At 72.1% G+C, this 13,041-nt stretch carries 12 protein-coding genes; 7 read left to right on the top strand and 5 right to left on the bottom strand.

Annotated elements, in window-relative coordinates:
* Window positions 1-9: 9 nt before the first annotated feature.
* Together E2170_RS01170 and rsgA are read right to left on the bottom strand one after the other, a co-directional pair.
* Window positions 10-1,218 (bottom strand): flavohemoglobin expression-modulating QEGLA motif protein, encoded by a 1,209-nt coding sequence (locus E2170_RS01170; RefSeq protein WP_132999949.1) that lies wholly within the window; start codon window positions 1,216-1,218, stop codon window positions 10-12.
* A 42-nt stretch (window positions 1,219-1,260) separates the two neighbouring features.
* A complete protein-coding gene (rsgA, locus tag E2170_RS01165) occupies window positions 1,261-2,292 on the bottom strand; it encodes a ribosome small subunit-dependent GTPase A (RefSeq protein WP_132998826.1) in 1,032 nt (343 codons plus the stop codon).
* Window positions 2,293-2,468: 176 nt separating this feature from the next.
* On the opposite strand from rsgA, the gene E2170_RS01160 reads away from it, so the two are divergent.
* The 4 genes from E2170_RS01160 (at window position 2,469) to E2170_RS01145 (ending at window position 6,472) form a co-directional block, all read left to right on the top strand.
* Window positions 2,469-3,782: a M14 family metallopeptidase gene (locus E2170_RS01160; protein ID WP_165942121.1), complete on the top strand. Its 1,314-nt coding sequence runs from the start codon at window positions 2,469-2,471 to the stop codon at window positions 3,780-3,782.
* Window positions 3,783-3,862: 80 nt separating this feature from the next.
* Window positions 3,863-5,131 carry an aminotransferase class I/II-fold pyridoxal phosphate-dependent enzyme gene (locus E2170_RS01155; protein WP_132998824.1) on the top strand — a complete coding sequence of 423 codons (1,269 nt, stop codon included), beginning with the start codon at window positions 3,863-3,865 and terminating at the stop codon, window positions 5,129-5,131.
* A 4-nt stretch (window positions 5,132-5,135) separates the two neighbouring features.
* On the top strand, window positions 5,136-5,774 hold the full coding sequence (locus E2170_RS01150; RefSeq protein WP_132998823.1) for an SGNH/GDSL hydrolase family protein: 639 nt from the start codon (window positions 5,136-5,138) through the stop codon (window positions 5,772-5,774).
* Window positions 5,771-6,472, top strand: coding sequence for a methyltransferase domain-containing protein (locus E2170_RS01145; RefSeq protein WP_132998822.1), 702 nt, complete (start codon window positions 5,771-5,773; stop codon window positions 6,470-6,472). The genes E2170_RS01150 and E2170_RS01145 overlap by 4 nt, the downstream gene beginning before the upstream one ends.
* Window positions 6,473-6,666: 194 nt before the next feature.
* Here the strand turns inward: E2170_RS01145 and E2170_RS01140 are convergent, their stop codons facing one another.
* Window positions 6,667-7,446 carry a polysaccharide deacetylase family protein gene (locus E2170_RS01140; RefSeq protein WP_132998821.1) on the bottom strand — a complete coding sequence of 260 codons (780 nt, stop codon included), beginning with the start codon at window positions 7,444-7,446 and terminating at the stop codon, window positions 6,667-6,669.
* 125 nt (window positions 7,447-7,571) lie between these two features.
* On the opposite strand from E2170_RS01140, the gene grxD reads away from it, so the two are divergent.
* Window positions 7,572-8,498: a Grx4 family monothiol glutaredoxin gene (grxD, locus tag E2170_RS01135; RefSeq protein ID WP_132998820.1), complete on the top strand. Its 927-nt coding sequence runs from the start codon at window positions 7,572-7,574 to the stop codon at window positions 8,496-8,498.
* Between the two features lie 322 nt (window positions 8,499-8,820).
* Here grxD and E2170_RS01130 read toward each other — a convergent pair whose 3' ends face one another.
* On the bottom strand, window positions 8,821-9,372 hold the full coding sequence (locus E2170_RS01130; RefSeq protein WP_132998819.1) for a DUF924 family protein: 552 nt from the start codon (window positions 9,370-9,372) through the stop codon (window positions 8,821-8,823).
* Complete coding sequence (locus E2170_RS01125) at window positions 9,369-10,145, bottom strand: AMP nucleosidase (protein WP_132998818.1); 777 nt, start codon at window positions 10,143-10,145, stop codon at window positions 9,369-9,371. The genes E2170_RS01130 and E2170_RS01125 overlap by 4 nt, the downstream gene beginning before the upstream one ends.
* 137 nt (window positions 10,146-10,282) lie before the next feature.
* Here E2170_RS01125 and E2170_RS01120 point away from each other — a divergent pair, with 137 nt between their 5' ends.
* Together E2170_RS01120 and E2170_RS01115 are read left to right on the top strand one after the other, a co-directional pair.
* A complete protein-coding gene (locus E2170_RS01120) occupies window positions 10,283-11,692 on the top strand; it encodes an amidohydrolase (RefSeq protein WP_132998817.1) in 1,410 nt (469 codons plus the stop codon).
* Window positions 11,689-12,987 (top strand): amidohydrolase family protein, encoded by a 1,299-nt coding sequence (locus E2170_RS01115; RefSeq protein WP_132998816.1) that lies wholly within the window; start codon window positions 11,689-11,691, stop codon window positions 12,985-12,987. The genes E2170_RS01120 and E2170_RS01115 overlap by 4 nt, the downstream gene beginning before the upstream one ends.
* The last annotated feature ends 54 nt before the right edge of the window (window positions 12,988-13,041 follow it).

Below are 13,041 nucleotides of genomic sequence, written 5' to 3'. Positions count from 1 at the left end.
GCCCCGCCCCTAGCCCGCCGTGGACAGCCGGTCGAGCCGGATCCGGTTGGCGAACAGGGAGAACGCCAGCACCCCGGCCAGGCCGTTGGCACGCGCCACCCATTCGGGCAGCCAGCGCGGCGGCAGCAGCACGCCGGCGTCGAACAGCGGATCGAAGGCCTGGACGTCGTCGAGGGTCATCTTGCCCGCGAACAGGCGCCGGCACTGGTGCAGTCGGCCCTCGCGCAGCGCATGCCTGAAGAAGGTGTGCACCTCGACCAGCCCGCGCAGGTAGACCGTGTCCTTGGCGAAGGCCGCGCCGCCGGTCACCGGCACGCCGCGGAACACGCGCTGGGCCGAGGAAAAGCTCTCGTCCGGGCCCTGCCCGGCGTCGCCGAAATAGGCGAACACCTCCAGGAAATCCGCGCCGTCCATCGCCATCGCGATGGCCTCGGTGCGCAGGCTGATGCGCTTCATCCGCTCGATGTCGATCGAACCGGTGATCTGCTCGGCCAGCACCGCCAGTCCCTCCTGGGTGGCGGTGATCCGCGGCGAGGACATCGCCAGGCTCGGCAGCCGCACCTGTCCGCGGCCGTTGATCGCGGTCAGCGAATGCACCAGCGCCTCGTGGTGCAGGAGTTGCCGCCGGTCGTAGTCGGTGTAGGCCGCGCCGTTGCGCAGGCGGATGCGGTAGGCGCCCGCCGCGGCCTTGGCGATCATGTCCGGATCCAGCTCGACCTCGATCACGCGGCCGCCGAAGAACCCGTCCAGCGCGTTCTGCAGCTGCAGCTGCAGCGCGGTGGCGGAGATCTCGACCTGCTCCTCCGGCGCCAGCAGCTCGCGATCAAGCTCGTTGGCGATGTCGATGAAGTGCCGTGCCGCCTCGCGCGTACCCGGCCCTCCGCCCGGGAGCGGGTCGCCCGGATGCCCGTACAGCGACACCGACAGCGCGCCCGCGCGGTGGGTGCCCAGGGCCTCCAGCATGCGCGCGGCGATGTCCCACTGCCGCGCCGACTCCACCAGGTAGCGGCCCAGCGGGTGCGCGGGATCGGCCGCATCCACGATCGCCTGCAGCTCGCGGCGCGACTCGCCGAAGTCATGTCGGGGATAGTCGATCCGCGGCAACCGCGCGTCGCCGCGTGCAAGGCCGGCGAGGAAGTCGCGCTGCACCGACGCCGGCCAGCTCGCCAGCGTCAGCACCCGGATCCCGCGCGCGGCCTTGACCATGCGTGCGTCCATCGCGGCGTGGTGGCGGATGTCGGGTGATCCGGCGTCCACGGCTCAGTGCTTGCCGTACTTGTCGTCCAACCGCTTGTGCAGGGCGCGCGTGACCACCCTCGCGCCCTGCTTGTCGGCCAGTCGCGAGGCGAGGCGGTCGGACGCGGCGGCGACTTCGTCGCGCAGCTTGAGGTAGTTGAGGAAGCGGCCCTCGTCGAGTTCGCCGCGCTCGATCGCGGCGCGCACCGCGCAACCCGGCTCGCGACCGTGCGCGCAATCGCGGAACCGGCACGCCGCGGCCAGCGCCTCGACATCGGCGAAGCCGGCATCGGCGACTTCCTCCTCGCCGGTGGGCTTGAGCTCCCGCATCCCGGGCGTGTCGATCAGGCAGGCGCCCGTCGGCAGCGGGATGAGCGCGCGGTGGGTCGTGGTGTGGCGGCCGCGTGCGTCGTGTTCGCGCACCTCCGCGGTCTTCATCCGCTCGACGCCGAGCAGGGTGTTGGTGAGCGTGGACTTGCCCGCGCCCGAGCTGCCCACCAGCACGGCCGTGTCGCCGGGGCGCAGCCATGGCGACAGCGCTTCGACCGCTGCGGGATCCTTCGCGTTCACCGCCACCGCCGGCACGTCCTGCGCCTCGATGTCCGCCAGCTGCGCCCGCGCGGCGGCGACGTCGGCACCGGGGCCGTCGGCCTTGGTCAGCACCACCACCGGCTGCGCGCCGCTGCCCTGCACCAGCAGCAGGTAGCGCTCGATGCGCCGCGGGTTGAAATCACCGTCCAGCCCGCAGACCACGAACACCACGTCCACGTTGGCGGCGATCAGCTGCTGCCGGTAATGCTCGCCGGCGGCGCCGCGCTTGATCGCGCTGCGACGCGGCAGCAGGGCGACGATGCGCCTGCCGTCCTCGACCAGCACCCAGTCGCCGACCGCGGGCCGGTCCTCGGGGGCCACCTTGCCCTTGCGGTAGCCGGCCGGCCGCTGCCATTCGGGCAGCGACTCCACGGCCACGCCGTCGCCTGGACCGGTCGCCACCACGTAGCCGGAGCGGTGCTGCTCGACCACGCGCGCCGGGGATGCCGCCGGATGTGCGTGCATCGCCTCCCGCCAGCGCGGATCGACATCGGCGCGCCAGCCGATCGCCTGCAGGCCGGCGGGCACGGGAGTCAAGCGTGGAGGCGACGGCGGTTCATGGCCGCGATTCTACCGCCGGCTTGGCAAGCCCGCCGACCGGCTGCGACCATCGCGCGGTCACCTTCCCGCACGGATTCCCGATGGACTGCTGCCCCCACGGCCATCTGCATGGCCGCCTCCCGATCACGCGCACCGCCGCCTGGCTGCCTGCCCTGCTGGCGCTGCTCGTGGCGGGCTGCGTCTCGCACCCGCCTGCGGGTCCGTCGGCGGCAGCGGCGACCGCTGTCGCGACTCCGGCCACGAATGACCCCGGCGCGACGCTGCAGGCACGCCGGACCTGGCGGTTCGAAGCCGATGGCATCCGCTTCGACAACCAGCTGTCGGCGGCCCGGCTGTCGGGCGTCGAACGAGTGGGCGATGGCCGCTACCGCGTCGACATCGCGCCCGAGGTCCATCCCGTGAACCCCAGTCCGTGGTACGGCTTCCGCATCCGCAGCGATGCGCCGCGCGCGCTGGAACTGCGGTTCGCCTACCCGCACGACTACCGCCATCGCTACGTGCCCAAGCTCAGCCGCGACGGGCGCGACTGGCAGGAGGCCGACCCGACGGCATTCCAGGTCGATGCCGACGGGAACGCCCGCCTGCTGCTGCAACTGGAGGCCGGCGAGCTGCGCGTGTTCGCACAGCCACCGCTGCTGCCCGGTGATTTCGAGGCGTGGTCGACGCGCATCGCGGCGCAGGTGGATGCCGCCACGGGCCGCTTCGGCAGCTCGGTGCAGGGCCGCCCGCTGCGGATGTTCGAATTCGGCGCGGGCGCGGATGCCCCCCTGCTGCTGGTGGTCGGCCGCCAGCACCCGCCCGAGAACACCGGCACCCAGGCGCTGATGGGCTTCGTCGAGGCGCTGGCCGCCGACACCCCTCAGGCACGCGCCTTCCGCGGCCGGGTGCAGGTGCTGGTGGTGCCGCTGCTGAATCCCGACGGCGTGGTCGAAGGCCACTGGCGCGGCAACGCCCGCGGCGTCGACATCAACCGCGACTGGGGGCCGTTCGCGCAGCCGGAGACGCGCGCGCTGCGCGACCTGCTGGCCGCGCGCGGCGCCCGCGGCCGCACGGTCTTCGCCATCGACTTCCACTCCACCTTCCGCGACGTGTTCTACACCGTCGCCGAGGACCCGGCGCGGGCGCCGGACGGGGTGCTGCATGCATGGATGGCCGCGATGCAGGCGGAATTCGACATCGACGACAGGCCGTCCGCCGCGCGCACGCCGGTGTTCAAGAACTGGGCGTTCTGCCACCTGGGCGCGCCGGCAGTGACCTATGAGGTCGGCGACAGCACGCCGGCGGCGACGCTGGGGGAGGTCGCCCGCCATGCCGCGGCGAGCCTGATGGCGCTGCTGGCCGACCCGCCGCCGCCGGCGGCCGCCCCGGACTGCCCTTCCTTCCCGTACGGCTGAGCGCAGCCCAGCGGGCGGCCGACAGCGCCAGCGGCGCTTTTCCGCTAGGATCCGCGGGTTTCCCCACCGATCCGCGCACGATGCCCGCCCCGACCCTGCCGATCCGCGAACGCCTGACCGAGGTGCGCTACGAAATCCGCGGCGAGCTCGCCCGCCGCGCCCGCGAGCTCGAGGCCCAGGGCCACAGCCTGATCAAGCTCAACATCGGCAACCCCGGGGCCTTCGGCTTCCGTGCGCCCGAGCACATGCAGCGCGCGATCGCCGACCGCATCCAGGACACCGATCCCTACGCCCACCAGCAGGGCCTGCCGGCCGCGCGCGAAGCCATCGCCGGGCACCACGCCGCGATCGGCACCCCGGGCGCCTCGGCGGACAACGTCTTCATCGGCAACGGCGTCAGCGAACTGATCGACATCAGCCTGCGCGCCCTGCTCAACCCGGGCGACGAAGTGCTGCTGCCCTCGCCCGACTACCCGCTGTGGTCGGCGGCGACCATCCTCAACGACGGCCGCCCGGTGTACTACCGCTGCCACGCGGGCAACGGCTTCCTGCCCGATCCCGACGAGATCGAGGCCCTGGTGTCCCCGCGCACGCGCGCGATCGTGCTGATCAACCCCAACAACCCCACCGGCGCCAGCTACCCGCGCGAGCTGCTGGAGCGCATCGTCGCCATCGCCCGACGCCACGGCCTGCTGCTGATGGCCGACGAGATCTACGACGGCATCACCTACGACGGCGCGCGCTTCGAACCGCTGGCGCCGCTGGCCGGAGACGTGCCCTGCCTGTCGTTCGGTGGCCTGAGCAAGGTGCACCGCGCCTGCGGCTGGCGCATCGGCTGGGCGATGCTGTCCGGCGACGAGGGCGCCACCCGCGACTACCGCCACGCCATCGACCTGCTCGGCGCGCTGCGCCTGTGCGCCAACGTGCCGGGGCAGTTCGCGGTGCCGGCGGCGCTGTCGGGACTGGACACCATCGGCCCGCTGGTCGCGCCCGGCGGCCGCCTGCACGAGGCGCGGCGCATCGTCGCCGAGGCCTGCGCGGCCAGCCCGCACCTGGAACTGCAGGTCCCCGACGGCGCGCTGTACGCCTTCCCGGGCGTGGTCGGCCCGGCGGCCCAGGGCTTCGACGACCACGATTTCGCGCTGGAGCTGATGGAGACCGAGCACGTGCTGGTGGTGCCGGGTTCGAGCTTCAACGTGCCCTATCGCAACCACTTCCGCGTGACCCTGCTGCCGGAGCCGGAGCAGCTGCGCGAGGTGTTCCGGCGCATCGACCGCGTGCTGCAGCGGCGCGCGGATGCGGCCACGGCGGCGGAGGCCGCGCCGCTGGCGCAGGCCGCGGTGGCCTGAGCGCGTGGGCCTGCGCTACCTCGCGCTCGGCGACTCCTACACCATCGGCGAAGCCGTCGCGGTCGAAGGCCGCTGGCCGCACCAGCTCGCATCGCGGCTGCGCGCGGAAGGCATCGACCTCGACGACCCGTGGACCATCGCGACCACGGGCTGGACCACCGACGAGCTCGACGCCGCGATCGACGAAGCCGCGCCGCAGGGACCCTATGACTTCGCCAGCCTGCTGATCGGCGTCAACAACCAGTACCGCGGCCGCGACCCCGGCAACTACGCCGACGAGTTCGCCGCCCTGCTCGATCGCGCCATCGGCTTCGCCGGCGCCCGCGCCGACCGCGTGCTGGTGCTGTCGATCCCGGACTGGGGCGTCACCCCGTTCGCCGCCGCCTCCGGCCGCGACACCTCGGCCATCGCGCGCGAGCTCGATGCGTACAACGCAGCCGCGCGCGCGGCCTGCGAAGCCCGCGGCGTCGCCTTCGTCGACATCACCGCGGTGAGCCGCGAACGCGGCGCCGAACCCGACATGCTGGCCGAAGACGGCCTGCATCCCTCCGCCCTGATGTATGCGGAGTGGACGCGCCTGGCCCTGCCGGTCGCGCGCCGCCTGCTGCAGCCATCCCACGGCAACGCCAAGGACGACGCATGAGCCCCAGAGCCGCCGACGCCCCCTTCCCGCCCGACGAGGCCCGCGCGATCGCCCGTGCCTTCCTGCCACCGCGCTTCTACGGCAACCGCTACGACTACTACTACACGCTGACCAAGCTGCGCACGGATCCGCTGTACCCCGGCGTGCTTGAGGCCCTGCGCGGCACCGACGCGCCCGTGCTCGACCTGGGTTGCGGCCTGGGCCTCCTGCTGCACGCCCTGCGCCTCGACGGCCAGGCCATGCCCTGGCACGGCGTGGACATCGACGCCGACAAGATCAAGCGCGGCCGAATGATCGCCGAGCGCAACGGCATCGCCGGCAACGCCCGCTTCGAAGTGGTCGACCTCGCCGAAGGCTGGCCTCCGCACCAAGGGAGCGTCGCCATCCTGGACGTGCTGCAGTACCTCGACGCCGAAGCCCAGGCCCGCCTGCTCGCCGACACCGCCGCGATGCTGGTGCCCGGCGCCAGGCTGGTGATCCGCAGCGGCCTGGGCGACGACACCCGCCGCGGCCGCACCACCCGCATCACCGACCGCCTCGCCCACCTCGCCGGCTGGATGCAGGAAGTGCCCAAGCGCTACCCCACCCGCGCCGAACTGGAAACCGCGCTCACCGGCGCCGGGCTTTCCGTCGAGTTCCGGCCGCTGTACGGGAATACGCCGTTCAACAACTGGCTGGTAGTGGCTCACCGCGACTGAGCTGCCGCGCGCGCTGGGCGGGGCATCTTTTTTTTGCCACGGATTTGCGCGGATTACGCGGATCTGGCTGAGGCAAGAGTGTTGCCGGGAAGCCTGAAAAAGGAGAATGCCCCGGTAAAAGCATAGTGCCATCGCTGGCCTCAGCCAGATCCGCGTAATCCGCGCAAATCCGTGGCAAATCTTCTGCTCTTCCCTCACCCCACCGGAACCACCGCCCGATAGCCCGCACCCTGCGTCCGGGCTAGTACCGCGGCGATGATGTCGACGCTGCGGCCGTGGGGGGCGCCTTCGTGGAGGAGGACGATGGCGCCCGGCGCGAGGTCTGCGGCGATGCGGGCGGCGACGCGGGCGGGGTCGGATTCGACGGCGTCGTAGCCGCGGGCGCTCCAGGCCAGGCGCGACAGGCCGGCGTCACGCAGCGGCGCGTGCACGAAAGGGTTGGCATGGCCGACGACGGCGCGGAACCAGCGCGGGGACGTGCCGGTGATGGCGGTCAGCGCCTGCTGGCAGTCGAGGATCTCGCGGCGCATCGCGCGCGGGCCCAGGGCCCAGAAGCGGGCCTGGGGGTGGGTGTGGCTGTGATTGCCGATGCCGTGGCCGCGGGCGGCGATCTCGCGTACCAGTTCGGGGCGCGCAGCGGCGCGTTCGCCGACGAGGAAGAAAGTGGCCTTCGCGCCGTGCGCGTCGAGCAGGTCGAGGACGGCGGCGGTGTCGTCGGACGGACCGTCGTCGATGGTCAGCCACACGTCGCGGCCGGTCGCCGGGAAACTCCGCCGCACCGGGCCGAACAGGCGCGAACCGGGCCGCAGCGTGCCCCAGACGAAGCCCAGGTGCAGGGCCAGCAGCAGCGGCAGGCCCCAGCGCCAGCCCAGCTGCCACCAGGCGAGCGCCACGGCGAGGTGCAGGGCCAGTGCGAACCACGCCCATGCGTGCGGGTGGCGGGGAGCGGCATGGAGGGAAGCGGGGCCGGGCATCGGGAGATGGTGGCACGGGAACGCCGCCCGCGGGCCGCATGGACACACGTCGATGACCCGGATCAAGGCTCCCGCATGGCGCGCGGGGTACCCTATGCAGCCCACTCAACCCCGCGGTGCCCGCCATGTCCCTCACGCCAGAACTCCGCCAGCGCATTGAAGACCTGCTGCAGGCCAACCGCATCGTGCTGTTCATGAAGGGCGATCCGCGGGCACCGCAGTGCGGCTTCTCGGCCAAGGCGGTGGCGGCGCTGTCCGCGCTGGAGCAGCCCTACGCGCACGTCAACGTGCTGGCCGATGGCGAGATCCGCGAGGGCATCAAGGCCTATGGCAACTGGCCCACGATCCCGCAGCTCTACATCGGCGGCGAACTGGTCGGCGGCAGCGACATCATCGAGCAGATGGCGAACTCCGGCGAACTGCACGCAGCCCTCGGCCTGCCGCCGCCGGATCGCACCCCGCCCACCATCACCATCACCCCGGCCGCGCACCCCACCCTGCGCAAGGCCATCGACGATGCCGGCGGCGACCTTGCCGTGCAGATCGACATCGACCCGAACTTCCGCACCCGGCTGGCGCTGGCCACCCGCGACGCGAACGCGATCACCGTCGACTGCGACGGCATCCCGGTGCAGGTGGCGGTCGCCGCCGCGCGCCGCGCCGACGGCCTGGTGATCGACTTCGCCGACGACACCCGCGGCCGCGGCCTGGTGGTGGAAAACCCGAACGCGCCGCCGGCCGTGCGTGCAATGTCACCGGCCGACGCCCAGGCCCGCGCCACCGACGGCAGCGTGCGCCTGGTCGACGTGCGTCCAGCTGAAGAACGCGCGATCGCCACCGCGCCGGTGCCGCATTCCACCCTCGACGAGGGCCCGGGCGCGCTCGAGGGCCTGCCGAAGGACACCCCGCTCGCCTTCCTCTGCCACCACGGCGGCCGCAGCATGCAGGCGGCCGAGCACTTCCGCCAACTCGGTTTCCGCGAGGTCTACAGCGTCGAGGGCGGCATCGACGCCTGGGCGGAACAGGCGAACGCAACGATTCCGCGTTACTGAGGCGTCGCGCTTCGGGCGTGGCTTTGCGAGGAAGAGCTTTTGCCACGGATGAACGCGGATTACGCGGATCTGGCCGAGGCCAGCGATGGCACCACGCTTTGCCGGGGCATTCTCTTTTTCAAGGCTTTCTGGCAACACGCTTGCCTCGGCCAGATCCGCGTAATCCGCGCAAATCCGTGGCCAAACACGCTGTTGCCTTTCGCTTCCTTCCCGATCAGCCGGCGCAGCCGGAACGCTTGCCTGCAAGCGCCTTTTCTACAAAGGCTCTCGCTCTATCCGTGTAAATCCGCGTAATCCGCGTTCATCCGTGGCAAAAGCTTTTCTAGAAGCCTCCACCAGCATCGAGCCAAGCCTGTTCGTCGGCGCTGTTGATCCGGCCCAGGGCGCGGTTGCGGTGCGGGAAGCGGCCGAAGCGTTCGATCACTTCGAAATGCTGCACCGCGTAGTCGGCGTAGACCTCGCCCAGATCGGCCATGAGCGCGACCGAGCGCTCCTGGTCGAGCAGCTTCTCCGAATGCTCGAACGGCAGGTAGCAGAATACCCGCAGCCCGGGCTCGACTTCGCGGTCCAGGCCCGACTCCAGCATGCGCTCGGCGTAGTGCAGGGCCAGCGGATCGGTGGCGTAGGAATGCGCGCTGCCGCGGAAGATGTTGCGCGGAACCTGGTCGAGCAGCACCAGCAGGGCCAGCGCGCCGTCGGCCGTCTCCATCCACGACTCCAGCTCGCGGCGCGCGGCGGCGAAGTGCGCGGCCTCGAAGCGCTCGCGCAGCTCGGCGTCGAAGGCGTCGCCGCCGCCGAACCACTTGGCCTGGCCAGCTTCGCGCCAGAAATCCACGACCTCGCGGGCCGCGGGCAGATCGTTTGCAGTGTTCATTCGTCGAACCTCAGGTGGCGCACGGACTTGCCGTGGCGGCGGATCAGGCGCAGCGACTCGATGCCGACCTGGATGTGGCCTTCGACGAAGCGCGTGCTCACCTGCGCATCGGAGGCCTCGGTCTTCACGCCTTCGGGAATCATCGGCTGGTCGCTGACCAGCAGCAGCGCGCCACTGGGAATGCGGTTGGCGAAGCCGGCGGCGAACACGGTGGCGGTCTCCATGTCGATGGCCATGCAGCGCATCGTGCGCAGGCGCTCCTTGAAGGCCTCGTCGTGCTCCCAGACGCGGCGGTTGGTGGTGTAGACGGTGCCGGTCCAGTAGTCCAGGCCGGCGTCGCGGATCGAGGTCGAGACCGCGCGCTGCAGGGCGAAGGCCGGCAGCGCCGGGACCTGCGGCGGCAGGTAGTCGTCGCTGGTGCCCTCGCCGCGGATGGCGGCGATCGGCAGCACCAGGTCGCCGAGCTGGTTCTTCTTCTTCAGCCCGCCGCACTTGCCGAGGAACAGCACCGCCTTCGGGCTGATCGCGGACAGCAGGTCCATGAGCGTGGCCGCGTTCGGGCTGCCCATGCCGAAGTTGATCATGGTGATGCCGTCGGCGGTGGCGCTGGGCATCGGGCGGTCGGTGCCGACGATCTCCGCACCGGTCAGGCGCGCGAAGTGGCCGAGGTAGCCGCCGAAGTTGGTGAGCAGGATGTGCTCGCCGAAGCCGTCCAGCGGCACGCCGGTGTAGCGCGGCAGCCAGTTTTCGACGATCTGGTCTTTTTCCTTCATTCCTTCCTCCTTTCTCCCGGGATTCTGGCACGGCCGGAACCGCCACCCTGCCCGCCCATGCGAAAACACGACTTTCCGCCCATTGCCCCGGCACCAGTGCCCGGCTAGGGTTCGGAAAGAACCACGGGGACCCTCGAATGGCACTGAAGACCACCACCGCGCTCGCTGCGGCGCTCACGATCGCGCTCGCCGCCGGCTGCGCGACCACCAGCGCGTCCGGCCCGCGCGACGACGGCAAGCGCGGCGCGACCGCCACCAGCAGCTCCCCCGGGGATGCCTACCCGAGCACCTACCAGCGCATCGCCAGCGCGCCGGTGCTGGTCTCCGGCGCCACCGTGCTCGACGGCACCGGCCGGCGCCTGGACGGTGCCGACGTGCTGATGCGCGATGGCGCCATCGTCGCCGTGGGCCCCGGCCTCGAGGCCCCGGCCGACGCCATCCGCGTCGACGGGCGCGGCAAATGGGTCACGCCCGGCATCATCGACATCCACTCCCACCTGGGTGTCTACCCCAGCCCGGGCACGCGCTCGCACAGCGACGGCAACGAGATGACCTCGCCGGTCACCGCCGCGGTCTGGGCCGAGCACTCGGTCTGGCCGCAGGACCCCGGCTTCCACGCCGCGCTGGCGGGCGGCGTGACCAGCCTGCAGATCCTGCCCGGCTCGGCCAACCTGGTCGGCGGCCGCGGCGTGACCCTGAAGAACGTGCCCGCCACCACCTACCAGGGCATGAAGTTCCCCGACGCCCCGCACGGCCTGAAGATGGCCTGCGGCGAGAACCCCAAGCGCGTCTACGGCCAGAAGGGCGGCCCGGCCACGCGCATGGGCAACGTCGCCGGCTACCGCGCCGCCTTCATCGACGCCGCCGAGTACCGCGACAAGCGCAAGGGCGGCGACGGCAACGGCAAGCGCGACCTCAAGCTGGAGACCCTGGCCGGTGCGCTCGACGGCGAAATCCTGGTCCACATCCACTGCTACCGCGCCGACGAGATGGCGACCATGCTCGACCTGGCGGACGAGTTCGGCTTCAAGGTCGCCGCCTTCCACCACGGCGTGGAGGCCTACAAGATCGCCGACCGCCTCGGCCGCGAAGGCGTCTGCGGCGCGCTCTGGGCCGACTGGTGGGGCTTCAAGATGGAGGCCTTCGATGGCATCCAGGAGAACATCGCGATCGTCGACCGCGCGCCGGGCGGCTGCGCGATCGTGCATTCGGATTCGGACGAGGGCATCCAGCGCCTCAACCAGGAGGCCGCCAAGGTCATGGCCAACGCCCGCCGCGCCGGCATCGACATCACGCCCGAGCATGCGATCACCTGGCTGACGGCCAACCCGGCGAAGGCCATGGGCATCGGCGACCGCACCGGCACCCTCGAGGCCGGGAGGATGGCCGACGTGGTGCTGTGGAACAGCAACCCCTTCAGTTCCTACGCGCTGGCCGAACAGGTCTGGATCGACGGCGCGAAGGTGTACGACCGCAACGACCCCGCGCGCCAGCCGCGCTCGGACTTCATGCTCGGCCGCGGCGCCGGCGCCGGAGGTGCCCGATGATCCGCCGCGCAGTCACGATCGCCGCGCTGCTGGTCGCAGCCGGGGGCGCCCATGCCCAGGACCTGCTGATCCGCAACGCCACCGTGCACACCGCCACCAGCCGCGGCACGCTGCAGAACACCGACGTGCTGGTGCGCAACGGCCGCATCAGCGCGGTCGGCAGCGGCCTGGACGCCGGCGGCGCGAGCGTGGTCGAGGCCGAGGGCCGGCCGCTCACGCCCACGCTGTTCGGCGGCATCACCGGCATCGGCATCGAGGAGGTCTCGGGCGAGGACGCCACCACCGATGGCCGCCTCGCGCTCGGCGGCAATGCCCACGAGATGACGGTGCGCCCCGAGTTCGACGTCACCCTGGCCTACAACCCCGACTCGCTGCTGATCCCGGTGGCGCGCGTTGAGGGCGTCGGCTTCACCCTGGTCGCGGCCGGCACCGGCGCCGGCGGCTCGATCATCGGCGGCCAGGGCGCGGTGATGCGCCTGGACGGCGGCGACCAGCCGGCGGGCCCGAAGCTGCTGTTCGTCGACCTCGGCAGCCGCGCCGCCAACCTCACCGGCGGCTCGCGCGCGGCGCAGTGGATGCTGCTCGACCAGCTGGTCGACGAGGCGCAGGGCCGTATCCGCGCGGATTCGCCCTCGGCCCTGCTGACGCCGGCCGGCCGCGCCACCCTGCACCGCCACCTCGAAGGCAAGCGCCCGCTGGTGGTGGCCGTGGACCGCGCCGCCGACATCCGCCAGCTGCTGCGCTGGTCGAACAGGCAGGGCGTGAAGGTCGCCATCCGCGGCGGCGGCGAGGCCTGGCGCGTGGCGCGCGAACTGGCCGCGGCGCAGGTGCCGGTGTTCGTCGACCCGCTCGACAACCTGCCGGCGAACTTCGACCGCATCCACGCCAGCCTGCGCAACGCCGCGGTGCTGCGCGAGGCCGGGGTCGAGGTCGGCTTCACCCAGGCCGGCGATTCCTCGCACAACGCGCGCAAACTGCGCCAGCTGGCGGGCAACGCCGTGGCCCACGGCCTGCCCTGGGAGGACGCCCTGGCCGGCCTGACCCGGGTGCCGGCGCGCGCCTTCGGCGTCGACGGCGAGACCGGGGCCATCGCCCCGGGCCTGCGCGCCGACCTGGTGCTGTGGGACGGCGACCCGCTCGACGTCGCCAGCCTGGCCAGCCGGGTGTGGTTCGACGGCCGCGCGATCGACATGCGCTCGCGCCAGACCGAGCTGCGCGACCGCTACCTGCGCGCCGAGCCCGATGCCACGCGCGGCGAGCTGCCGCGGGCCTATCCGGCGGCCGGCGGGCGCTGATCCCGGCCCGGGCGCCGCCGCGGAACCACGCCGCGGCGGCGTTTGACCGCCGTC

The sequence above is a fragment of the Luteimonas arsenica genome, from assembly GCF_004352825.1.
Taxonomy (GTDB): Bacteria; Pseudomonadota; Gammaproteobacteria; order Xanthomonadales; family Xanthomonadaceae; genus Luteimonas; species Luteimonas arsenica.
Note: the sequence above shows the minus strand (reverse complement) of the source record. Positions and strands in the feature narration are given on the sequence as shown.